The sequence below is a fragment of the Pseudacidovorax intermedius genome (assembly GCF_003350475.1).
GTDB classification, from domain to species: domain Bacteria; phylum Pseudomonadota; class Gammaproteobacteria; order Burkholderiales; family Burkholderiaceae_C; genus Xenophilus; species Xenophilus intermedius.
In genome coordinates this window covers 455,149-477,690 of sequence record NZ_QQAV01000003.1, presented here as the reverse complement: position 1 = coordinate 477,690, position 22,542 = coordinate 455,149, and the positions used below count along the sequence as shown (strand labels likewise).

At 70.4% G+C, this 22,542-nt stretch carries 24 protein-coding genes; 15 read left to right on the top strand and 9 right to left on the bottom strand.

The window, feature by feature from the left end; all coding sequences use genetic code 11:
- Positions 1-3 precede the first annotated feature (3 nt).
- The 3 genes from DFR41_RS11750 to gpmA all read right to left on the bottom strand — a co-directional run bounded on the left by DFR41_RS11750 (position 4) and on the right by gpmA (position 3,155).
- On the bottom strand, positions 4-765 hold the full coding sequence (locus DFR41_RS11750; protein ID WP_114802825.1) for a HesA/MoeB/ThiF family protein: 762 nt from the start codon (positions 763-765) through the stop codon (positions 4-6).
- A gap of 94 nt (positions 766-859) precedes the next feature.
- Complete coding sequence (locus DFR41_RS11745) at positions 860-2,302, bottom strand: S41 family peptidase (RefSeq protein WP_114802824.1); 1,443 nt, start codon at positions 2,300-2,302, stop codon at positions 860-862.
- A 109-nt stretch (positions 2,303-2,411) separates the two neighbouring features.
- A complete protein-coding gene (gpmA, locus tag DFR41_RS11740) occupies positions 2,412-3,155 on the bottom strand; it encodes a 2,3-diphosphoglycerate-dependent phosphoglycerate mutase (protein ID WP_017761770.1) in 744 nt (247 codons plus the stop codon).
- A 72-nt stretch (positions 3,156-3,227) separates the two neighbouring features.
- On the opposite strand from gpmA, the gene DFR41_RS11735 reads away from it, so the two are divergent.
- The 4 genes from DFR41_RS11735 to DFR41_RS11720 all read left to right on the top strand — a co-directional run bounded on the left by DFR41_RS11735 (position 3,228) and on the right by DFR41_RS11720 (position 5,550).
- Positions 3,228-3,647: a rhodanese-like domain-containing protein gene (locus tag DFR41_RS11735; protein WP_017761771.1), complete on the top strand. Its 420-nt coding sequence runs from the start codon at positions 3,228-3,230 to the stop codon at positions 3,645-3,647.
- 45 nt (positions 3,648-3,692) lie between these two features.
- Positions 3,693-3,953, top strand: a complete 261-nt coding sequence (gene grxC, locus DFR41_RS11730) for a glutaredoxin 3 (RefSeq protein ID WP_017761772.1) — start codon at positions 3,693-3,695, stop codon at positions 3,951-3,953.
- Positions 3,954-4,056: 103 nt separating this feature from the next.
- Positions 4,057-4,521, top strand: coding sequence for a protein-export chaperone SecB (secB, locus tag DFR41_RS11725; protein WP_017761773.1), 465 nt, complete (start codon positions 4,057-4,059; stop codon positions 4,519-4,521).
- Between the two features lie 33 nt (positions 4,522-4,554).
- Positions 4,555-5,550, top strand: a complete 996-nt coding sequence (locus DFR41_RS11720) for an NAD(P)H-dependent glycerol-3-phosphate dehydrogenase (RefSeq protein ID WP_114802823.1) — start codon at positions 4,555-4,557, stop codon at positions 5,548-5,550.
- Between the two features lie 59 nt (positions 5,551-5,609).
- Here the strand turns inward: DFR41_RS11720 and DFR41_RS11715 are convergent, their stop codons facing one another.
- Positions 5,610-6,407 carry a segregation and condensation protein A gene (locus DFR41_RS11715; RefSeq protein WP_052383546.1) on the bottom strand — a complete coding sequence of 266 codons (798 nt, stop codon included), beginning with the start codon at positions 6,405-6,407 and terminating at the stop codon, positions 5,610-5,612.
- Positions 6,408-6,469: 62 nt separating this feature from the next.
- Positions 6,470-6,676, bottom strand: a complete 207-nt coding sequence (locus DFR41_RS11710) for a DUF3460 family protein (protein ID WP_017762266.1) — start codon at positions 6,674-6,676, stop codon at positions 6,470-6,472.
- A 66-nt stretch (positions 6,677-6,742) separates the two neighbouring features.
- On the opposite strand from DFR41_RS11710, the gene DFR41_RS11705 reads away from it, so the two are divergent.
- A complete protein-coding gene (locus tag DFR41_RS11705; RefSeq protein ID WP_114802822.1) occupies positions 6,743-7,240 on the top strand; it encodes an outer membrane protein assembly factor BamE in 498 nt (165 codons plus the stop codon).
- A 263-nt stretch (positions 7,241-7,503) separates the two neighbouring features.
- On the opposite strand, the gene DFR41_RS11700 is transcribed toward DFR41_RS11705, so the two are convergent.
- The 3 genes from DFR41_RS11700 to metG are packed head-to-tail and all read right to left on the bottom strand — an operon-like array spanning position 7,504 to position 11,070.
- A complete protein-coding gene (locus DFR41_RS11700; protein WP_114802821.1) occupies positions 7,504-7,737 on the bottom strand; it encodes a hypothetical protein in 234 nt (77 codons plus the stop codon).
- A gap of 30 nt (positions 7,738-7,767) precedes the next feature.
- Positions 7,768-8,949: a hypothetical protein gene (locus DFR41_RS11695; protein WP_244917720.1), complete on the bottom strand. Its 1,182-nt coding sequence runs from the start codon at positions 8,947-8,949 to the stop codon at positions 7,768-7,770.
- A gap of 48 nt (positions 8,950-8,997) precedes the next feature.
- On the bottom strand, positions 8,998-11,070 hold the full coding sequence (gene metG, locus DFR41_RS11690; RefSeq protein WP_114802820.1) for a methionine--tRNA ligase: 2,073 nt from the start codon (positions 11,068-11,070) through the stop codon (positions 8,998-9,000).
- 198 nt (positions 11,071-11,268) lie between these two features.
- Between metG and DFR41_RS11685 the strand changes: the two genes are divergently transcribed.
- The 8 genes from DFR41_RS11685 (at position 11,269) to DFR41_RS11650 (ending at position 18,562) form a co-directional block, all read left to right on the top strand.
- Positions 11,269-12,246, top strand: coding sequence for an isocitrate/isopropylmalate dehydrogenase family protein (locus DFR41_RS11685; protein WP_425326697.1), 978 nt, complete (start codon positions 11,269-11,271; stop codon positions 12,244-12,246).
- On the top strand, positions 12,243-12,926 hold the full coding sequence (locus tag DFR41_RS11680; protein ID WP_114802818.1) for a YceH family protein: 684 nt from the start codon (positions 12,243-12,245) through the stop codon (positions 12,924-12,926). Before DFR41_RS11685 ends, DFR41_RS11680 begins: the two co-directional genes overlap by 4 nt.
- Positions 12,927-13,053: 127 nt before the next feature.
- Positions 13,054-13,452: a nuclear transport factor 2 family protein gene (locus DFR41_RS11675; protein ID WP_017758488.1), complete on the top strand. Its 399-nt coding sequence runs from the start codon at positions 13,054-13,056 to the stop codon at positions 13,450-13,452.
- A 67-nt stretch (positions 13,453-13,519) separates the two neighbouring features.
- Positions 13,520-14,446, top strand: a complete 927-nt coding sequence (locus DFR41_RS11670; RefSeq protein ID WP_017758487.1) for a helix-turn-helix transcriptional regulator — start codon at positions 13,520-13,522, stop codon at positions 14,444-14,446.
- A 152-nt stretch (positions 14,447-14,598) separates the two neighbouring features.
- Positions 14,599-15,588: a Bug family tripartite tricarboxylate transporter substrate binding protein gene (locus DFR41_RS11665; protein ID WP_114802817.1), complete on the top strand. Its 990-nt coding sequence runs from the start codon at positions 14,599-14,601 to the stop codon at positions 15,586-15,588.
- Positions 15,589-15,634: 46 nt separating this feature from the next.
- On the top strand, positions 15,635-17,671 hold the full coding sequence (locus DFR41_RS11660) for an acetoacetate--CoA ligase (protein WP_114802816.1): 2,037 nt from the start codon (positions 15,635-15,637) through the stop codon (positions 17,669-17,671).
- A 161-nt stretch (positions 17,672-17,832) separates the two neighbouring features.
- Positions 17,833-18,075 (top strand): hypothetical protein, encoded by a 243-nt coding sequence (locus DFR41_RS11655; protein ID WP_017760988.1) that lies wholly within the window; start codon positions 17,833-17,835, stop codon positions 18,073-18,075.
- 52 nt (positions 18,076-18,127) lie between these two features.
- Entirely contained in the window at positions 18,128-18,562 is a 435-nt protein-coding gene (locus DFR41_RS11650) for a CopD family protein (protein ID WP_114802815.1), read from the top strand.
- Positions 18,563-18,636: 74 nt separating this feature from the next.
- Here DFR41_RS11650 and DFR41_RS11645 read toward each other — a convergent pair whose 3' ends face one another.
- Positions 18,637-19,119: a DUF2231 domain-containing protein gene (locus DFR41_RS11645; RefSeq protein WP_043115451.1), complete on the bottom strand. Its 483-nt coding sequence runs from the start codon at positions 19,117-19,119 to the stop codon at positions 18,637-18,639.
- A gap of 9 nt (positions 19,120-19,128) precedes the next feature.
- On the opposite strand from DFR41_RS11645, the gene coxB reads away from it, so the two are divergent.
- Both coxB and ctaD read left to right on the top strand, forming a co-directional pair.
- Entirely contained in the window at positions 19,129-19,935 is an 807-nt protein-coding gene (gene coxB, locus DFR41_RS11640; RefSeq protein ID WP_211322576.1) for a cytochrome c oxidase subunit II, read from the top strand.
- Positions 19,932-22,484 (top strand): cytochrome c oxidase subunit I, encoded by a 2,553-nt coding sequence (gene ctaD / locus DFR41_RS11635; RefSeq protein ID WP_114802814.1) that lies wholly within the window; start codon positions 19,932-19,934, stop codon positions 22,482-22,484. The genes coxB and ctaD overlap by 4 nt, the downstream gene beginning before the upstream one ends.
- Positions 22,485-22,542 lie beyond the last annotated feature (58 nt).

Sequence of the window (22,542 nt, the reverse complement as noted above, 5' to 3'; positions counted from 1 at the left end):
CGTTCACCCCTGGCGGTGCATGCCTCCGCAGACGGGGCATTCAGGGTCGCGTCGCACCTGAAGCGTATCGAAGCGGCTCGCCCGGCCGTCGAACATCAGCAGCCGGCCCGTCAGCGTGCCGCCGATGCCGGCAACGAGCTTGAGGGCCTCGTGCGCCTGCAATGTGCCCAAGGTACCCACCACGGGGGAGAACACGCCCATCACCGCGCAGCGTGTCTCCTCGAACTCGGCGTCGGGCGGAAACAGGCAGGCATAGCAGGGACTGTCCGGCTGGCGCGCGTCATACACCGACAGCTGGCCGTCGAAGCGGATGGCCGCACCTGCCACCAGCGGCTTGCGATGGGCGACGCAGGCGGCATTGACGCGGTGACGGGTTTCGAAGTTGTCGCTGCAGTCCAGCACCACGTCGGCCTGTGGCACGAGTTGTTCGAGCAGCGGGCGATCCGCGCGGGCGCGGACCGTGCGGATGTCGATCCCGCGATTGAGCGCCCGCATGGCCTCGGCCGCCGACTCCACCTTCGGCATCCCGACGCGCGCGCTGCTGTGGGCAATCTGGCGCTGCAGGTTGGTCACATCGACGACGTCGTCATCCACCAGGGTGATCCGTCCCACGCCCGCCCCTGCCAGGTACAGCGCCACGGGCGAACCCAGCCCGCCAGCACCGATGACGAGGGTACGGGCGGCCGACACGCGCTCCTGCCCGTCGATGCCGAACTCCTCCAGCAGGATGTGGCGCGAATAGCGCAGAAGGTCTTGGTCGTCCATGGCTCGGCGGGGCGCAGGCGCTTCGACGGTCCCGACAAAGACATCGGCCTCCACGCGGGAGGCCGATGCGTTGCGGAAGCCGGGGCGCCGGGCCTCAGTTTTCCTTTTTCTCTTCCTTGTTTTCCACGATCACCTGCGTCTTGCTGGCGATCACAGGCTGGCCCTTGAGCTGGTTGATCGCCTGCATCAGCGGGAAGTCCTTGTCCGTGCCGAACTCGGGCGTGATCCGTGCCTGCGGCGACTTCTTGGTTTCCTCTTCAAGACGCTTGCGGGCTTCGTCGCGCTGCTTCTCCAGCTCGGGGTCCTTCTTCTCGGGGCCCTGGCCGCTGGAAAGGTGCTTCTCGAGGTCGGCCTCGCGCATGCGCAGCACGGCGAAGGGGCTGCCTTCGGCCGTGTCGTCCACCAGCACGTTGGGCACGATGCCGCGGGCCTGGATCGAGGTGCCGCTGGGCGTGTAGTAGCGCGCGGTGGTGATCTTGAGGCCGGTGTCCGGACCCAGCGGACGCACCGTCTGCACCGAGCCCTTGCCGAAGGTCTGGCTGCCCATCACCGTGGCACGCTTGTGGTCCTGCAGGGCGCCGGCCACGATCTCGCTGGCCGAGGCCGAGCCTTCGTTGACCAGCACCACCAGCGGCACGGTCTTGAGGCCGGCCGGCAGGTTGCGCAGCGGGTCGCTGCCCGAGCGGCGCTGGTAGTCGGCCGGAATCGCCTTGTAGACCTGCTTGCTCTCGGCCAGCTGGCCGTCGGTGGTCACCACCGTCGAGCCCTGCGGCAGGAAGGCGGCCGACACGGCCACCGCCGCGTCGAGCAAGCCGCCGGGGTCGTTGCGCAGGTCAAGTACCAGGCCCTTGAGGTTCGGGTCCTGCTTGTAGATCTCTTCGATCTTCTTGGCGAAGTCGTCGACGGTACGTTCCTGGAACTGCGACAGGCGGATCCAGGCGTAGCCGGGCTCCATCACCTTGCCGCGCACCGACTGCGTGCGGATCTCTTCGCGGGTGATCGTCACGGGGAAGGTGCGGCTTTCGTCCTTGCGGAAGATGGTCAGCAGCACCTTGGTGCCCGCCTCGCCGCGCATGCGCTTCACGGCCTCGCTCAGCGTCAGGCCCTTGACGGCGGTGTCGTCGATCTTGGTGATCAGGTCGCCCGGCTTGAGCCCGGCGCGGAAGGCCGGCGAGCCCTCGATGGGCGAGACGACCTTGACCAGGCCGTCTTCCTGCGAGATCTCGATGCCCACGCCCACGAAGCGGCCCGAGGTGCCCTCGCGGAATTCCTTGAAGGACTTCTTGTCGAAATACTGGGAGTGCGGATCAAGCCCGGCCACCATGCCGGAAATGGCGTCGGAGATGAGCTTCTTCTCGTCCACCGGCTCCACATAGTCGCTCTTGACCATGCCGAACACGGCGGCGAGTTGTTGCAGCTCTTCGAGTGGCAGGGGTGCCAGGGCCCCGCGCGCCATCGTCTGCAGCGAGACGGTGGTGAGCGCGCCGGCGACCGCGCCTGCGGCGACCCAGCCGGTGATCTTCAATTTCTGGCCCATGGGCAGCGTCCTTTCGGGAGACCCGATCCGTCGTTCACAAAATCGGCAATCAATATACGCGGACTTTGGAAGCGCAAATGGCCCCGCGGGTTCCGTCCGTATCCGTGAATCAGGCTTTGCCCTGGGAGGCGACCGCGGCGGCCGCCTTTTCGGCCGCTGCCGCGTCGCCCAGGTAGTAGTGGCGCAGGGGCTTGAGGTCGTCGTCCAGCTCGTACACCAGGGGAATGCCGTTGGGGATGTTCAGGCCCACGATGTCGCTGTCGGAGATGCCGTCCAGGTACTTCACCAGTGCGCGGATCGAGTTGCCGTGGGCCGCCACCACCAGCCGGCGGCCGGCGCGGATGGCCGGGGCCATCGACTCGTTCCAGAAGGGCAGCACGCGCGCGACGGTGTCCTTCAGGCATTCGGTCAGCGGCACCTGCTCGGGGTCGAGCCGGGCGTAGCGCAGGTCACCGCGCTCGCTGCGCGGGTCGGTCGGCTCCAGCGCCGGCGGGGGCGTGTCGTAGCTGCGGCGCCAGACCAGCACCTGCTCGTCGCCGTACTGCTTGGCCATGTCGGCCTTGTTCAGGCCCTGGAGCGCGCCATAGTGGCGCTCGTTCAGGCGCCAGGAATGCACCACCGGCAGCCAGGTGCGGTCGAGTTCGTCGAGCACATGCCACAGCGTACGGGTGGCCCGCTTGAGCACGCTGGTGTAGGCGACGTCGAAGTCGTAGCCCTGTTCCTTGAGCAGGCGGCCGGCCTGCTTGGCCTGCTCGATGCCGGTGTCGGTCAGGTCGACGTCGGTCCAGCCGGTGAAGCGGTTCTCGAGGTTCCAGGTCGATTCGCCATGGCGGATCAGCACCAGTTTATGCATGGGGTCCCTTACGTGTCGCCGGAGTAAAACCGCCATTCTAAAATTGCCGGTTTGCCATCTCGGAAGCTTCCCGTGAAATTCATCCTCGACAACTGGGCCCTGATCCTCCTCGCACTCGGCTCGGGCGGCATGCTGGCCTGGCCGGTGCTGCGCGGTGCGGGCCAGGGCTCGCTCAGCGCCCAGGGCGCGGTGCAGATCATCAACCGTCAGAAGGGCGTGCTGATCGACGTGCGCGAGCCCGAGGAATTCGCCGCCGGCCATGCCGTGGGCGCGCGCAACGTGCCGCTGGCCGAGCTCGAGCAGAAGCTGCCGGGCCTCGTCAAGAACAAGGCGCTGCCGGTGCTGCTGATGTGCGCCACCGGCGCCCGGGCCCAGCGCGCCGTGGCCGCGGCCAAGAAACTGGGCTACGAACAGGCCCAAGCCGTGGCCGGCGGGATGAAATCCTGGAACGAGGCTAACCTGCCCGTCGAGAAGGTGGCCGCCAAGGCCTGAACGCCTTCCGTCCCATCCTGTATTCACCTGCCCACGAGGAAATCCATGCAAGCCGTGAAGATGTACACCACTGCCGTCTGCCCCTACTGCATCCGTGCCAAGCAGGTGCTCAAGGCCAAGGGCGTGGACAGCATCCAGGAGATCCGGGTCGACGCCGACCCCGCGGCCCGCGACGAGATGATGCGCCTGACCCAGCGGCGCACGGTGCCCCAGATCTTCATCGGCGACACCCATGTCGGCGGCTGCGACGACTTGATCGCGCTCGATGGCCGGGGCGGCCTGGTGCCGCTGCTGCAGGGCGCCTGAGGCGCCGCCGGCCGGCCGGGCCGGTCATTGGCACAGGCCATAATCGAAGGCTTTCGCGCCCGCTGACCGCGGGCCTTTTTGTCCCGACACACCTCCAAGCACCATGGCCGACCAACAAGCCGCAGAACCCGTCTTCCAGATCCAGCGCGTCTACCTCAAGGACCTGTCGCTGGAGCAGCCCAATTCGCCGGCCATCCTGCTGGAGCAGACCCAGCCCACCGTCGACATCCAGCTGGGCGTCGAGGCGCAGAACGTCGCCGAAGGCATCTTCGAGGTGAGCGTCTCGGCCACCGTGCAGACCAAGATCGACGACCGCACCGTGTTCCTGGTCGAGGCCAAGCAGGCCGGCATCTTCGAGATCCGCAACCTGCCGGAAGACCAGATGGGTCCCATCCTGGGCATCGCCTGCCCGCAGATCGTCTACCCCTACCTGCGCGGCAACGTGGCCGACACCATCCAGCGCGGCGGCTTCCCGCCCGTGCACCTGGCCGAGATCAACTTCCAGGCCATGTACGAGCAGCAGCAGGCTCAGGCCGCCGGCCAGGGCCTGCCGGCCAACGCCCAGTAATTGCCGGCGACGGCAAACCGGGCAGGCGCCGCCATGCGCATCTGCGTGCTCGGCGCCGGCGCCTGGGGCACGGCGCTGGCCATCAGCGCCGCGGCCCACCCGGCCGGGCACCACGTGGTGCTCTGGGGCCGGGATGCCGCCCAGGTGGACGCAATGGCGCGCAGCCGCGCCAATCCCCGCTACCTGGCGGGCGTGACCTTCCCGACTTCCCTCCTCCTCCAGTCCGGCGACGCCCGGGAGGCCTGGCGCGATGCCGACCTCGTGGTGCTCGGCACGCCCATGGCTGCCCTGCGCGCGCAGCTTGCGGCGTTGGCTGAGGCCGGCTGCACCGCGCCGGTCGCCTGGCTGTGCAAGGGCGTGGAGCCGGCCAGCGGACTCTTTCCTCACGAGGTGCAGGCCGAGGTGGGGCCGCGCTTGCGCGCAGGCCTGCTGAGCGGCCCCAGCTTCGCGCTGGAGGTCGCCCAGGCGCAACCCACCGCCCTGGTGGCGGCGAGCGCCGATGCGGAGGTGCGGGAGCGCCTGGTCGCGGCCTTCCACGGGCCGGCATTGCGGGTTTATGGCAACGACGATGTCACGGGCGTGGAGGTCGGCGGGGCGGTCAAGAACGTGCTGGCCATCGCCACTGGCCTGGCCGACGGTCTGGCGCTGGGCCTCAACGCACGCGCGGCTCTCATCACCCGCGGCCTGACCGAAATGACCCGGCTGGGCATCGCGCTGGGCGGTCGTGCCGAGACGTTCATGGGCCTGTCGGGCCTGGGCGATCTGGTACTGACCGCCACGGGCCACCTCTCGCGCAACCGGCGCGTCGGCCTCCTGCTGGCCGAGGGGCAGACACTGGACGAGGCCGTGCGCTCGCTCGGCCATGTGGCCGAGGGCGTCAACTGCGCCCGGGCGGTGGTGCAGCGGGCACGGCAGCTAGAGGTGGAAATGCCCATCGCAGAGGCGGTTGTGGGCTTGCTGGACGGCCGGCTCAGGCCGGCGGACGCCGTCGCCGCCTTGATGGCGCGCGAACCGGCTCAGGAAATCTGACGGCACCCAGGCGCTGACGGCACCAAGGGGCGCCCCGCCCGTCGACAAGGCCGCCAGGCTCAACTCGGCGCGTACGCCAGCCGCACGTAGATCGGCGCGAAGGCCTCGGCCTGCGTGATCTCCACCAGCGTTTCCTTGCCCAGCTCCAGCAGCGCGATGAAAGTGACGACCAGCACCGGCACGCCGCGCGTGGCGTCGAACAGCGACTCGAATTCGACGAAACGCCTCCCCTGCAGCTGACGCAGCACGATGCTCATGTGCTCGCGCACCGACAGCTCCTCGCGGGAGATCTTGTGGTGCTGCACCAGCTTGGCCCGCTTCAGGATGTCGGCCCAGGCCTGGCGCAGATCGTCCAGGCTCACGTCCGGGAAGCGCGGCTTGAGCGACTGCTCGATGTAGACCTGCGCCTTCCAGAAATCCCGTCCGTAGGTGGGCAGCGCATTGATGGCGGCGGCCTGCATCTTGGCCTGCTCGTACTCCAGCAGGCGCCGCACCAGCTCGGCCCGCGGGTCCTCCGCCTCTTCGCCATCGGCCGTCTTCTTGGGCGGCAGCAGCATGCGCGACTTGATCTCGATGAGCATCGCCGCCATCAGCAGGTACTCGGCCGCCAGCTCCAGGTTGCGGCTGCGGATCTCGTCGACGTAGGCGAGGTACTGGCGGGTGACGCCCGCCATCGGTATGTCGAGGATGTTGAAGTTCTGCTTGCGGATCAGGTAGAGCAGCAGATCCAGCGGCCCCTCGAAGGCCTCCAGGAAGACCTCCAGCGCATCCGGCGGGATGTAGAGGTCGTTCGGCAGCGCGAACAGCGGCTCGCCGTAGAGGCGGGCCAGCGCCACCTGGTCCACCACCTCGGGCATGGCGGCGACCGCGGGGCGGTCGTCGTCGTCCGCGCCGGCGGCAGGCAGCGCGGGGGTGGTGCTCAATGCGACTTCGTCTGGTAGACGTAGGGCTGCTGCGCCACGGCAGCGGCCTCGAACTCGGCCTGGGTCTGGCGGTCGATCTGCTTGTCCCACAGCAGGGCGCGGCCGGCGCGCTGTTCGGCTTCGAGCGTGGGCTTCTGCTCGCGCAGCTTCTCGATGAACTGGGTGGCGTCGGAGGTGTAGTGGGGGCGGCCGAAGATCGACATAGACTGGTGCAGCTTCTTGTGACGGGACGAGGGGCGCGATTTTAACGACGGGGCGATGGGGAACCGATGACCACAGGCAGGACCGCGGCGCGCATCGCCGCCGCATTCACCGCGCTGGCCGCCCTGGCGGGCTGCGACCCGCAGCGCATCGACAAACTGGAAGAGGGCGTGGCCACCGAGGCCGATGTGCGCGCCCAGTTCGGCGAGCCCGAGAACATCTGGGATTCGCCCGCCGGCCGGGTGCTCGAATACAACCGCCAGCCCGCCGGCCGGAAGAACTACATGATCACGATCGGCCCCGACGGCCGCATGAGCGCCCTGCGCCAGGTGCTCACCCCCGAGAACTTCGCCCGCGTGAAGCCGGGCATGCCGATGGAAGAGTTGCGCAAGCTGCTGGGCAAGCCCGCCAAGGTGACGCGCTACGCGCTCAAGCAGGAGACGGAATGGGACTGGCACTGGAACCAGCCGCCCAACACGCCGATGGTGTTCACCGCGGTGCTGAACGACCAGCAGTACGTGCTGCGCAGTGGTTCATCGCAGGACCGCAGCGTCGAGGCGCCGTGACATGAAACCACCCCGTTTGGACTTCCTCACTGCGTGTGGAAGTCCAATCCCCCTCAAGGGGCGCACCCGGCGGCCGGGCCAAGCCCGTTCCGCGGGTGCCCTGGCATGGCCTGCTCCGCGGCCTTTCGACCGGGAGTAGGGCGCCGGTTTCATGCCGTGCGGGTGGCGCGTCGGCGCCGTGGATAACTGATGTTCCGCTGACGGATCTGCGGCGCCTTGGGGTGGGCGCCACCCTTCGCTGTCAACCCGCCGTCGCGGACGCTTCAGTCGTTGCCGCCCGGCAGAACCGCGTCTGCTGCCGCCCCCACAGCCCGGCCGCCCAGCCGCGCGGTGCCGATGGCCGCATCGGCGGCCAGGCCGACGGCGCCGGCCCCGACGCTCACGGCCGTGGCGCCCACCGACACGGCAGCGCTGGCCACGCTGACGACGGCGCAGCCGCCGAGGCCACCCAGGGCGAGGACGGCCAGCAGCAGGCGGGAAATGAGGACGCGGTCCATGGGCGGCTCCGGTAGGGGATGAAGGATGGATCAGCGAGCGCTGCCGAACAGCGCCGCACGGCCGGCGGCCGAGGGCAGTACGCAGGCCACGTCGTGGGCGCAGCCGGGTACGACGGCGAAGCTGCGCGCGCCGGTCGGCCGCAGCACCTGCTGTTCGTAGGCCGCGTAGGCCAGCCCGCGCTGCAGGCGGTAGGGGCCCTGCAGCCGGGCGGCGCAGGACTGGTCGAGCACCCGCGCGGCCGTGCCGCGGCCGGTGCCGCTGTCGAGGGCGCCTTCGAGTCGATGGATGTCGGCCGCGGCATAGCGCGCTCGTGCGTCGGCGGCGCTGCGGCCGAGCGCGGCAGGCAGCTTCCGAGTGCCGTACTTCCAGTCGTCGTAGCCGGGACAGGCGGCCAGCTCGCCCTCGGGGATGGCTTGCCAGCGGCAGTCGGCGTTCAGGTCCGCGCTGTCCGGCGCCAGGCAGCCGTCCCAGTCGGACGTGGCCCCGCCGCCGGCAACGGGCGCCAGTCGCGCCGGGTCGAAATACAGCCAGGTGCCCGGGTCGGCGATCACGTAGCGCACCCGCCAGCCGGACGGCGCGTCGGCCGCGAAGCCGATGCGGTGCTGCAGCATCTGGGCGCCTGCGGAAAAGCCGGCCAGGGTGGCCTCGCGCAGGCGGGGCCAGCGCTGGGCCAAGGCGTCGAGCAGGGTGTCGAGCGCCGCGAAGGAAGAGATCGGCTGGGCGCCGGCCGAATCGCCGCCGGCCAGCCAGCTGCTGCAGGTCCACAGCGCGTCGCCGGGCCGGGCGGCGGGCGTACCCGGCGCCTTGCAGCGGCGAGCCCTCTCCGTCGGCACCTGGAAGAGTGGCGCCACCACCAGTGTGGCCATCTCATGGCCGCTGCCCCGCAGGGCCTGCAGCGCCGCGTCGAAGCTGCGGTTCGCATCGCGCGGATGGCCGTGCATGACCAGCAGCAGCCGCGTGGGCGGCGGCCCGCCGTCACTCACGCCACGGGAGGCGTAATAGGACAGCCGGCCCGCCCCGCCGGGCAGGTCGATGGCCTGAAGGCAGGCGTCGGAAGCCGCCTGGCTGCAGTCCTGTGAGTCCGATGACTGGCCGGCCGCAAGGGCAGGTGCGGTTGCACCCAAGGCGGCAATGAGCATCAGACCGGTTGCGGCTGCGGCGGCGCGACGCAGCAGCCAAGGCATCCGCTGGTGCAGGGCCAGGGTGGGCATGGAGGGTCTTCGTGCGGCGCTGGTGCCAAGCGGGCGTTGTGCGCCCGCTCAGCGCACCCGCATGCCCGGCTGGGCACCCGGCCAGGGCTCCAGCACGTGGATGCCGGGCTGGGCCTTTTCGTCCGCATGGCTGGCGGCCAGCACCATGCCTTCGCTGACGCCGAACTTCATCTTGCGCGGTGCCAGGTTGGCCACCATCACGGTGAGCTTGCCCACCAGCTGCTCCGGCTGGTAGGCCGAGGCGATGCCGCTGAACACGTTGCGGGTCTTGCCTTCGCCCACGTCCAGCGTCAGCCGCAGCAGCTTGGTGGAGCCTTCGACCTTCTCGCAGGCCACGATCTTCGCGATGCGCAGGTCGATCTTGGCGAAGTCGTCGATGGTGATCGTCGGCGCCAGCGCCTCGCCGCCGGGCAGTGCCGGCGCCGCTTCGGCCGCGGGTGCCGCAGCAGGGGCGGGCGGCGTGAAGAGCTGCTCCAGCACCTTCGGGTCCACGCGCGTCATCAGGTGCTTGTAGTCGCCGATGGCATGGCCGGCACCCAGCGCGCGCGCGGCGTCGGCCCACTGCAGCGGGCCGACGTTCAGAAAGGCCTCGACCTGCGCGGCCAGCGCCGGCAGCACCGGCTTGAGGTAGAGCGTGAGCAGGCGGAAGGCCTCGATGCAGGTGGTGCACACGTCGTGCAGCCGCGTCTCCTGGCCGGCCTGCTTGGCCAGTTCCCAGGGCTTGTTGGCGTCCACATAGGCATTCACCTGGTCGGCCAGGGCCATCACCTCGCGCAGGGCGCGGGCGTAGTCGCGGCTGTCGTAGAGCTGTCGCAGATCCTCGGCGCCGGCGCGCAGCATCACCAGCAGTTCCTCGCCGTCGGCGGAAACGGTGCCGAGCTGGCCGCCGAAGCGCTTGGCGATGAAGCCGGCCGAGCGGCTGGCGATGTTGATGAACTTGCCCACCAGATCGCTGTTGACGCGGGCGACGAAGTCCTCGGGGTTGAAGTCGATGTCCTCGTTGCGGCCGTTGAGCTTGGCGGCGATGTAGTAGCGCAGCCATTCGGGGTTCAGGCCCAGGCTGAGGTACTTGAGCGGGTCGATGCCGGTGCCGCGGCTCTTGCTCATCTTCTCGTTGTTGACGGTCAGGTGGCCGTGCACGAAGACGCCGTCCGGCGCCTTGCGGCCGCTGAAATGCAGCATCGCCGGCCAGAACAGCGTGTGGAAGGTGATGATGTCCTTGCCGATGAAGTGCACCTGTTCCAGGTCGGGCTGGGCCATGTAGGCGTCGTAGTCCTCGCCCTTCTTGCCCAGCCAGTTCTTGAGCGAGGCCAGGTAGCCGACCGGCGCGTCGAGCCAGACGTAGAAGTACTTGCCCGGCGCGTCGGGGATCTCGATGCCGAAGTAGGGCGCGTCGCGGCTGATGTCCCAGTCGCCCAGGCCGCCGGTGCCGTCCTCCTTCTTGACCAGCCATTCGCGGATCTTGTTCTGCACCTCGGGCTGCACGTGGCCGGGGGCCGTCGTCCATTCCTTCAGGAAGGCCTCGCAGCGCGGGTCGGACAGCTTGAAGAAGAAGTGGTCGGAGCTGCGCAGTTCCGGCTTGGCGCCCGACAGCGCCGAATACGGGTTGATCAGCTCGGTGGGCGCATACACGGCGCCGCAGACCTCGCAGTTGTCGCCGTACTGGTCCTTGGCGTGGCAGTTCGGGCATTCGCCCTTGATGAAGCGGTCGGCCAGGAACATGCCCTTCTCGGGGTCGTAGAACTGCTCGACCGGGCGCGTCTCGATCAGGCCGGCGGCCTTGAGGTCGCGGTAGATCTGCTGCGCCAGTTCGTGGTTCTCGGGCGCGTCGGTGGAATGCCAGTTGTCGAAGGCGATGTGGAAGCCGTCGAGGTAGGGCTTGCGGCCGGCCGCGATCTCGGCCACGAAGGCCTGCGGCGTGATGCCCGCCTTGTCGGCCGCGATGGTGATGGCGGCGCCGTGGGCGTCGTCCGCGCAGACGAAGTTGACCTCGGCACCGTTCATCCGCTGGAAGCGCACCCAGATGTCGGCCTGGATGTATTCCATGATGTGGCCGATGTGGAACTTGCCGTTGGCGTAGGGAAGGGCGGTGGTGACGAAGAGCTTGCGCGCTGCGGGCATGGATGTCGGTCTCGCGGATGGGCCGGTCGTGTCGCGGCAGGGCGCCGCGCTCTGGCAGGGTCGGGCATTTTAGGTTTGGGGCCGCGTCGCAGCCGTATGCTTGCGGCTTTGCCCGCAGACCCCGAAGGAGGAAGCCCCGTGACCACCCCCCGCATCCCCGCCACCCTGATCTCCGGCGACGGCATCGGCCCCGAGATCATGGAAGCCACCCTGGCCGCGCTCGACGCGCTGGGCTCGCCCTTCGAGTGGGACCCGCAGATCGCCGGCCTGGGCGGCGTCAAGACCTCGGGCGACCCGCTGCCCGAGGCGACGCTCGAGAGCATCCGTCGCACGCGCCTGGCGCTCAAGGGCCCGCTGGAGACGCCCTCCGGCGGCGGCTACCGCAGCTCCAACGTGCGCCTGCGCGAGGCCTTCCAGCTCTTCGCCAACGTGCGGCCGGCGCGCACCATCATCCCCGGCGGGCGCTTCGACAACATCGACCTGCTGGTGGTGCGCGAGAACCTCGAAGGCCTGTACATCGGGCACGAGCACTACATCCGCATCGAGGACGACCCGCATGCCGTGGCCATGGCCACCGGCATCAACACCCGCCAGGGCTGCAAGCACATCCTGCGCTATGCCTTCGACGCCGCGGTGGCCCAGGGCCGCAAGAAGGTGACGGTGGTGCACAAGGCCAACATCATGAAGGCGCTCACCGGCATCTTCCTGGAGACGGCCGAACAGCTCTACGCGGCCGAATACCAGGGCCAATTCCAGTTCGAGACCATGATCGTGGACGCCTGCGCCATGAAGCTGGTGCTCAACCCGTGGCAGTTCGACATGATCGTCACCACCAATCTGTTCGGCGACATCCTGTCCGACCTGGTGGCCGGGCTGGTGGGCGGGTTGGGCATGGCGCCGGGTGCCAACATCGGCGCCGATGCGGCCATCTTCGAGGCGGTGCACGGCTCGGCGCCGGACATCGCCGGCAAGGGCATCGCCAACCCCATCGCGCTGATGCTGGCCGCGGCGCAGATGCTGGACCACGTCAAGCGTGTCGACCTCGCCGACCGTCTGCGCACCGCCATCGACCAGACGCTCAACGTCGATAACGTGCGCACCGGCGACCTGGGCGGCGGTGCCAACACCATCGCCTTCACCAAGGCGTTGGTGGCCCGCATCAAGGGGGGTGCATGACGACCGATCAGAACCTGCCCATCCTTTCGCCTTCCGAGGCGCGGGTGCTCGGCGTGCTGATCGAGAAGCAGCGCACCGTGCCCGACAGCTACCCGCTCACGCTCAACAGCCTGCTGGCCGGCTGCAACCAGAAGACCAGCCGGCACCCGGTGATGGAACTCGCCGAGGCCGAGGTGCAGGACGCGCTGGAAAGCCTGCGCCGCCGCAGCCTGGTGGACGAGAGCAGCGGCGGCCGCGCCATGCGCTACGGCCACAGCACCGACCGGCTGCTGCGGCTGCCCTCGCAGTCGGTGATCCTGCTGGCGGTGCTCATGCTGCGCGGCCCGCAGACCGCGGGCGAGTTGCGCATCGCCAGCGACCGCATGCACAACTTCGCCGACATCTCGTCGGTGGAGGGCTTCCTGGACGAGATGGCCGAGCGGCCGGCCGGCGCGCTGGTGGTCAAGCTGCCGCGCTTGCCCGGCGCGCGCGAGAGCCGCTGGGCGCATCTGCTGTCCGGGCCGGTGGCGGCCGAGCTGATGGCGGTGCCGGCCGCCGGTGCGGCCGCGTCGGTGGCCGGAGGCGATGCCGGCGAGACGGCCGCCCTGCGCCTGCGGGTGGACCGGCTGGAGGCCGAAGTCGCCACGCTCAAGGCCACGCTGGCCAAGGTCTGCGCGGACCTGGGCATCGAGGTGGCCTGAGCGCCGGCCGGCCTCCGGGCCGGTTGCACAACCGCCTGTCGCCGAGCGGACGGCCGCCGCCGGGCTGGCTGCGCTACCTTCCGGTTCCTCCAAGAAAAAGGGCGATGAGCGCCCACCGAGACACCCCATGACGCACCCCGCCGCCCTGGCCCAATGGCACCACCTGGTGCAGACCCACGACAGCGCCGGCCTCTGGGCCCTGCTGGCCGAGGACGCCGTCTTCCACTCGCCCGTGGTGCACACGCCGCAGGTGGGTCGGCCCATCGTCAGTGCCTACCTCACGGCGGCCTTCCAGGTCTTCTTCAACGACAGCTTCCGCTATGTGCGCGAGACGATTGCGGACGACCATGCCGTGCTCGAATTCGCCGTCACGCTCGATGGCATCGAGGTCAACGGCGTGGACATCATCAGCTGGAACGCCGATGGCCGCATCACCCAGTTCAAGGTCATGCTGCGGCCGCTCAAGGCGGTGAACCTGATCCACCAGCGCATGGGCGAGATGCTGGCGGCCCGCAAGGGCGGCTGACGACGGCACGGCGCGGGGCGGGCCGCGGCAGTAGCATGGCGCGCACCGCCATGCCCGGACCGCCGCCATGAACCTCGAATCCGATCCGACCGAGAACACACCGGGCGGCTTCGACCTTCGCCGCTGGCGCGCGCTGGAAGGCGCCTCGCCCGCCCGTGAGCCCTGGCAGGCGCTGCCAGGCCACGAAGTGCGCCGCTCCAGCCAGGGCCTGCCCTGGCCGGGCCTGATGCTGTGGCACCAGGTCGGCCCCGAGGGCGACCTCTACGTGCCGCCCACGGCCGAGCACACCATCCTCGTGCGCCGCGCCATTCCCACCGACCTGCTCCAGCGCCACGGCGCAAGCGTGGGCCGCACCCGTTGGCAGCCGGGGCAGGCCGTGGTCGTGCCCGCGGGCCTGCCCAGCTTCTGGCGCAGCGCCCGGCCGCGCGACAACCTGCACATCGATGTCGCCCCCAGCTGGCTGCACCGCAGCGCACAGGCCGAGGTCAGCCTGCACAGCTGCTTCGGCCGCGACGACCCGGTGCTCGACGGCTTCGCCCGCATGCTGCTCGGGGCGCTGGACAGCCAGGCGGCGCTGCACAGCGGCTTCGGCGAGCATGTGGCGCAGGCCCTGGCGCTGCACCTGCTCAGCCACTATGCCGGCCCGCACCGGGCGTTGCGCGGTGGCGCCTGGCTGCTGCGACGGCAGATGCAACAGCTGGAGGAGGCGGTGCGCGAAGCGCTCGATGCCCACTGGACGGTCGAGCGCATGGCGCGGCTGGTGGGCCTGAGCAGCTTCCACTTCGCGCGCGCCTTCAAGGCCTCGTACGGCATGACGCCGCACGCCTGGCTGAACGCGCAGCGCATGGCGCACGCCGCCCAGCTGGTGCGCGAGACCTCGCTCGACATCGCCGAGATCGCGGCCCGCACCGGCCATCGCTCGGCGCCGCATTTCTCGCAGGTCTTTCGGCGCCACTGGGGCCAGTCGCCCACCGACTTCCGGCGCGGAAGCTGAGCGCTCGCGTCCCTGCCCCCCTCCGGGCTTTCCCGCAGTCCCGCAAGGCGCCGACAGCCGGCGCAGCAAACCGACAGGCCTCCATCGCCGCCCACGGCACAGTGCGCACCGAGCTCGGCAGCGACCAGACCGGGCCTGAAGGAGACCTTGCCATGACCGACCGCCGCCAGTTCACCGCCCGCCTGCTGGGCACCGTGGGTGCCGCCGCCGCCCTGCCACTGTGGCCGCGCCTGGCCTCGGCGCAGACGCCCGAGGTGGTGCGCATCGTCGTCGGCTTTCCGCCGGGCGGCAGCACCGACAACGTGGCCCGACGCCTGGCCGAGAAGCTGCGCGGCGCCTACGCGCCGACCATGCTGGTGGACAACCGGCCGGGCGCCGGCACGCAGATCGCGGTCGGCGCCGTCAAGGAGGCCGCGCCCGACGGCGGCACCGTTCTGCTGTCGCCGCCAGCGCCCTTCAGCGTCTATCCCTTCACCTACCGCAAGCTGCCCTATGCACCGCAGGACGTGGTGCCGGTGGCGATGGTGTGCACCTTCCCGTTTGCCTTCGCCGTCGGGCCCGCGGTGCCGGCCAGCGTCAGGACGCTGCCCGACTTCATCGCCTGGGCCAGGGCGCATCCGGCACAGGCGGCTTTCGGCTCCCCAGCCGCGGGCTCCACGCCGCACCTGCTGGGCAGCCTGCTGGGCAAGATGGCCGGCGTGGACCTGACCCATGTGCCCTACCGCGGCGACGGCCCCGGCCTGCAGGACCTGATGGGCGGCCAGGTGGCGGGCTATTCCACCGTGCTGGGCAGCTACCTGCCCCAACTGCGCTCGGGCCGGCTGCGCCTGCTGGCGGTCAGCGGCAGCGCGCGCAGTCCCTTCGCGCCGGAGCTGCCCACCTATGCGGAGCAGGGCTATGCGCTCGACAACACCGAATGGTTCGGGCTCTTCGTGCCGGCCCGCACGCCGCAGTCCATCATCGACCGGCTGGCGACGGCCGCCCGCGCCGCCGTCGTGCAGCCGGACTATGCGCAGGGCCTGGCCGAATTCGGCATGAGCGCGCAGTTCCTCGGTCCGCAGGAACTGGCGGCGAAACTCAAGGCCGACACCGACTTCTGGCGCGTGCAGGTGCCGCGCATCGGCTTCACCGCCGACTCCTGAAACCCCCGCCGGCAGGCTGTCCGGCGGCATGTCCTCCCCGCCATCCATGACCACTTCCGAGAATCTGCCCACCCCCCTCTGGACACCCGACGCCGCACGCCGTGACCGGGCCCTGATCACCGCCTTCCAGCAATGGTTGCAGCGCGAGAGAGGCCTGCACTTCGAGGGCTACGAGGCCCTGTGGCAGTGGTCGGTTCAGGACACCGAGGGCTTCTGGCGCGCGGTGCTCGACTTCTTCGTGTTGCCCTTCGACCCGCCGCCCGCGCGCATGCTGGAGGACGCGCCCATGCCCGGTGCGCGCTGGTTCCCGGGCGCGCGGGTGAACTTCGTACAGCAGGTGCTGCGCCACGAGGGGCTGGCGACGCCCGCCATCGTCTACGAGAGCGAGGCGGGTGGCTCCGGCGAGATGGCCTGGGCCGAGTTGAAGCGGCAGGTCGGTGCCGTGGCCGCCACGTTGCGCGACCTGGGTGTGCAACCCGGCGACCGCGTGGCGGGCTACCTGCCCAACATCCCGCAGACTGTCGTGGCCTTCCTGGCCGCCGCCAGCCTGGGCGCCATCTGGACGCTGTGCGCGCCCGACATGGGGCCGGTAAGCGTCGGCGACCGCTTCCGCCAGGTCGCGCCCAAGGTGCTGATCGCGGTCGACGGCTACCGCTTCGCCGGCAAGCCCTTCGACCGCCGCGCGCCGCTGGATGAGATCCTGGCCGGGCTGCCCAGCGTGCAGGCCGTGCTCTGGGTGCCCCACCTCGCGACCGATGCCGCGCCGCCGCCGCAGGTGCGGGCCCGGCGCTGGCTGCCGTGGGCCGACGCCCTGGCCACGCCGTCGGCCGTGGCGCCGCAGCCGATGGCGGCGGACCACCCGCTGTGGATCCTCTATTCCTCCGGCACCACCGGCCTACCCAAGCCCATCGTGCACGGCCATGGCGGCCTGCTGGCCAACGGCATGGTCAACATGGTGCTGCACAACGACCTGCATCCCGGCGACCGGGTGCTGTGGGCCGTCAACACCTCGTGGATGGTGTGGAACGCGCACATCATGAGCCTGCTGGGCGGTGCCACCGTGGTGCTCTACGACGGCAGCGTGACGGGCGACGCGCCCGAGCACGACTGGGGCCACCTGTGGAAGCTCGCCGGCCGCACGCGCGCCACCTTCTTCGGTGCGGGGGCGGCCATCCATCAGGCCTGCATGAAGGCCGGCATCGTGCCGCGCGACATCGCCGACCTGGACGCCCTGCACACGCTCGGCTCCACCGGCTCGCCGCTGTCGCCCGAGGCCTGTGCCTGGATGTACGCGTCGATCCGGCCCGACCTGTGGCTCAACGTCGTCTCCGGCGGCACCGACCTGGCCGGCGGCTTCCTGGTGGGCCTGCCCACGCTGCCGGTGTACCTGGGCGAGATGCAGTGCCGCACCCTGGGCGCCCGCGTCGAGGCCTGGAGCGACGACGGCCGCCCGGTGATGGACGAAGTCGGCGAGCTGGTCTGCGTCAACCCGCTGCCCTCGATGCCGCTGTTCTTCTGGGGCGATGAGGACGGCAGCCGCTACCGCGAGAGCTATTTCGATACCTTCCAGGATGGGGCCGGGCGCCCCGTCTGGCGGCATGGCGACTGGCTGCGGCTGGTGCCCCGGCCGGGGGCGGTGGGCGGCGTCATCTACGGCCGCTCCGACGCCACCATCAACCGCCAGGGCGTGCGCATGGGCACGGCCGAGTTCTACCGCGTGGTGGAGCAGTTGGAGGCGGTGGCCGACAGCCTGGTGGTGGACCTCGAATACCTGGGCCGACCGTCGTGGATGGCCTTGTTCGTCCAGCTGCGGCCCGGCATCGAGCTCGACGAGCCGCTGCGCCAGCGCATCCGTCAGGCGCTGCGCACCGGGCTCTCGGCCCGCCATGTGCCGGACGAGATCGTGCCCGTGGCGCTGGTGCCGCGCACCATCACCGGCAAGAAGCTGGAGCTGCCCGTCAAGAAGCTGCTGCTGGGGCAGCCGCTGGAGAAGGTGGTCAAGCGCGATGCGCTCGCGCAGCCCGCGGCCATCGACTGGTTCGTGGACTTTGCGCAGCAGTACCTGGCGCGCTCGTCCTCATAGCTCCCTTGTCCGACACCGGGCGCGTGGTCGGCTCCCTACGATGCATGTTGGGGAGAGAGTCCGGGGTGCCGTCGCCATGATCCACAACAACGCCAGAGCGACCTGACCCGAATCCGCCGGTGGCCAGATGCTGCCGGTCATTCGTCAGGAAGGGTCTGGCCATGTCGGACAGCGCACGCAAGCAGGGCCCCACCACGGGCGGGCGGGAGCAGACCCGCAAGCTGGAAGAGGAAGGGCGCCTGGCGCCCGGTGGCCGTCGGCGTCAGCCGGCGCAGTCTCAGGATGCGAACCTGCCGCGGCCGCACGACCCTGGTTGCCACGATGGCGAGAAGGTGCCGCACGACCGCGAGCCCGGCGCCCACCCGGCCGCGCGTGGCCGCGATGCACCGGTGGATGTGCGTTGAACGTTGTCGAATTTCTTCCAGCCCGGCATCGCACGTCGAAGCGGAGATCCAAATGCCGTGGCTGAAGGTGTTGCACATCAGTGCGGTGATCCTTTGGTGCGGCGCCTTGCTGTACCTGCCGCTGGCCACCGCGGCCGCCTCGCGCGCGGCAGGCCGGCGCCCCGCCGCCCTGGGCGAGCGGCAGGACGAGATCCTGCGCGCCCTGTTCATCTGGGTGGCCACCCCGGCCGCGCTGCTGGCCATCGGCTCGGGCACGCTCATCTTCGTCGTGCAAGGCACGCTGGGGCTGTGGCTGTTGGCCAAGCTGGTGCTGGTCGGCCTGCTGGCGCTGGGGCATGCCAGCTTCGGCCTGCTGATCCTGCGCGTGGAGCGCGGCCAGTCCGCCCGGCGTGCGGCGCTGCTGGTAGGGGCACTGCTGCTGCCGCTGCTGCTGGCGATTGCGTGGCTGGTGCTGCGCAAGCCCGGGCTGAGCGGGGCGCTGCCGTGAAGGTGGGGCCCATTCGCCAAGCCCCTGCGCCTGCTGGGCAACTGCCGCCGCACGCGGGCGCCGGAGGGTCCCCCTCAGGTCATGTCCACCGCAACGCCCTTCTCGTACACCAGCCGCCCGCCCAGGTAGGCCGCCAGGGCGATGAAGCCGGCCGTGAACAGCGTGATGCCGGCGCCCCAGGGCCACAGCCACTGGGCCGGATCTTCCGCGCGCCAGCGCAGCGCCCAGTTGAGCGTGGCCAGCGACAACATCATCACCGCGACGATGGCGTGACCCCAGGCCGTCACCAGCCGGCGGATGCGCCTGACCGTCAGCAGGTCGATCAGCCCCGCCACGCTAGCGATCCAGCCGCCGGCCGCGCCCACGCCGGCCAGCCACAGGCCGGCGCGGGCCCAGAACGGGTCCTGCGTCCACCACCAGGCGCCGTCCGTGCCCACCAGGCCGATCAGCGCGGCCACTGGAAAGTGGATCAGCATGGGATGCAGCGGATGGCCGGCGATGGCCGCGCGGCTGCGGATGGGCTCGGGCAAGGTCGGGCTCGGAGGGGTGGCACTCATGCGCCCATTGTGGGCATCGGCCTGCTGCCGCTCCTCGGCGGATGCCGGGGGCCGCTGTCGGTACTCGACCCGGCCGGGCCTTCGGCCGACGCCATCGCGCAGGTGTGGTGGTGGATGTTTGGCGTCGCGGCGGCGGTCTGGTTGCTGATGATCGTGTTGGGTGCGCTGGCCATGCGCGCCGGCCGTGACCGCAGCGGTGGCAAGGGCGAATGGCCGGGCGTCGAAGAGGGCGAACATCGCTCCGGCCGGGAGGCACGTCGGGCCGAGGACGGCGCCCGCCAGCGCCGCATCGCCCGCCGCTGCCTCGTCGGCGGCGGCCTGCTGCTGCCGGGCGTGGCGATCACGGCCCTGCTGCTCTTCGGCTCGCCCGCCGGCTTCCACCAACTGCCCTGGCCCGGTGCGGCCGCCGCCCCATTGCGGGTGGAGGTGACCGGCCACCAGTGGTGGTGGGAGGTGCACTATCCCGACACCGGCCAGCGCCTGCGCAACGAGCTGCGCCTGCCCGCCGGCCGCGCGGTCGATGTGCACACCCGCAGCGCCGACGTGATCCACGGCTTCTGGGTGCCACGGCTGGGCGGCAAGCTCGACGCCGTGCCGGGCCGCACGCTGGTCGTGCGGCTGCAGGCGGACCGGCCCGGCACCTACCGCGGCGTCTGCGCGGAGTTCTGTGGCGCCGGGCATGCGCACATGCCGATGGTGGTGCAGGCAATGCCGGCCGAGGACTTCGATGTCTGGCTGAACGCGCCGCCCGCTGCCGCCCGGACGCCAGGGCCACCCGCCGTGGCCGCCGCCGTCGCGCCGGAGGCCCGCCCATGACCGAGCGCGAACAACCCACCAGCGAGGCCACCAACCAGCAGGCCGACGATGCCCTGCACCGCGCCCTGCACGAGACCTGGCGCAACCCGACCGGCTGGCGCGTGCTGGCGGCGGTCAACCACAGCACCATCGCGCAGCGCTTCATGCTCACCGGCGGCGCCTTCTTCCTGATCGCGGGGGTGCTGGCCATGCTCATCCGCGCGCAGCTGGCGCTGCCGCAGCACGACTTCATGGGGGCCGAGGCCTATGCCCAGGCCTTCACGATGCACGGCACGCTGATGATGTTCCTCTTCGCCGTGCCCATGCTGCAGGGCATCGCAGCCTACCTGCTGCCCAAGATGATCGGCGCGCGCGACCTGGTCTTTCCGCGGCTGTCGTCTTTCGGCTACTGGTGCTACCTGTTCGGCGGCGTGATCTTCACCAGCAGCCTCGCCTTCGAGCTGGCGCCCGACGCGGGCTGGTTCATGTACACGCCGCTGTCCAGCAACGCCTATTCGCCGGGCATCAACTCGGACTTCTGGCTCATCGGCATCACCTTCGTGGAGATCTCCACCATGGCGGCGGCCATCGAGCTGGCGGTGTCGGTGCTGCGCACCCGCTCGGCCGGCATGGCGCTGCAGCGCATGCCGGTGTTTGCCTGGGCCATGCTGGTCACCTCGCTGATGATCGTGATCGGCTTTCCGCCGCTGATCCTCGGCTCGCTGCTGCTGGAGCTGGAGCGCGCCGCCGGCTGGGCCTTCTTCGACCCCACGCGCGGCGGCGATCCGCTGCTGTGGGCGCACCTGTTCTGGCTCTTCGGCCATCCCGAGGTCTACATCATCTTCCTGCCGGCCACGGGGCTCATCTCCACCATGGTGCCGGTCTTCGCAGGCCGGCCGCTGGTGGGCTACCGCTGGGTGGTGGCCTCGCTGATCGGCATCGGCTTCCTGAGCTTCGGCCTCTGGGTGCACCACATGTTCACGCTGGGCATTCCGGCGCTGGCGCAGGCCTTCTTCTCGGCGGCCAGCATGCTGGTGGGCATTCCGACGGCGGTGCAGATCTTTGCCTGGCTGGCCACGCTGTGGACCGGCCGGCCGCGCTGGGAGGTGCCCATGCTGTGGATCGCCGCCTTCCTGGTGGTCTTCGTGGCCGGCGGCCTGACGGGCGTGATGCTGGCGCTGGTGCCCTTCAACTGGCAGGTGCACGACACGCATTTCGTGGTGGCGCACTTCCACTATGTGCTGGTGGGCGGCATGCTGTTCCCACTGCTGGCGGGGCTCTATTACTGGCTGCCGCACATGAGCGGGCGCATGCCCTCGAAGCGGCTGTCGCGGGCGGGCTTCTGGCTCACCGTCATCGGCTTCAACGGCACCTTCCTGGTGATGCACTGGACGGGCCTGCTGGGCATGCCGCGGCGCGTCTACACCTACGAGCCGGGCCTGGGCTGGGAATGGCCCAACCTCATCTCCTCGGTCTTCGGTTTCGTCATGGCCTTCGGCGTGGTCACGGTGCTGCTGGACCTGGTGCTGCACTGGCGCCTGGGCCGGCGGGCCGAGGTCAACCCCTGGAAGGCCGACACGCTGGAATGGGCCACGGCCACGCCTGCCGAGGCCTACAACTTCGCCAGCCAGCCGGCGGTGCACACGCGGCATCCGCTGTGGACGCGGCCGGGCCTGCCCGCCGAGATCGCCGCCGGCCGCCACGCGCTGGCCCGCGGCGTGGCGGCGCGCGAGACGCTGGGCAGCAGCCCCGTGGCCGCACGGCCCACCGAACTGATCGTGCTGCCGGGCAACAGCTGGCTGCCCTTCCAGGCGGCGCTGCTGATCGCGCTGCTGTGCATCTGCCTGCTGCTCAAGGCCTACGGGCTGGCCGCGGTGTTCGGCGCGGCGGCGGCGCTGGTGCTGCTGCGCTGGTCCTGGGTCAATGGCGACCATCCCGGCTATGGCGCGCCGCATGAGGAAGAAGACGCCGTCACCGAAGCCCACGGCGTGGTGCTGCGCCCGCACACCCATGGCTTCGACGGGCCGGGCCTGTGGGGCATGAAGTTCACGCTGCTGGCCGATGGGGCGTTCTTCAGTTCGTTGCTCTTCGGCTGGTTCTACCTGTGGACGGTGGCGCCGGGCTGGCAGGCGCCGGCACGGCCGCTGCTGGGCCTGTGGCCGCTGCTGGCCGTGACCGGACTGGCGGTGGCGGCGAGCGGGTCGATGGGTGATGCGGTCGCGCGGCTGCGGCGGGGCGAGGGCGGAGGGCTCGCCCTGCGCCTTGTTGCGGCGGGCGGGCTGGCGCTGGGCGCGGCGGCCGGCCTGGTTTTGCTGGGCACCACGCTCGACCTGCGCCCGCGCCTGCAGGCGCACGACGCCATCGTCGCCGTCATGCTGCTCTACCTGGGCTTCCACACGCTGCTCGCGGGGGTGCTGGCGCTGATGCAGGCGGCGCGGGTGCGGGCGGGCCATGTGGGTCTGCAGCGGCCCTACGAGCCTGGCGTGGTGGCAGCCTTCTGCGACTACACGGCAGGGGCGTGCGCGATGGCCTGGCTGGCGTTCGCGCTGGTGCCGCGGGGTTGGGCATGAGGGGCGGGCGGAGCGATGCGCCGGCGCGGGATGGGTATGCCGCGAAGGCCCGACCACC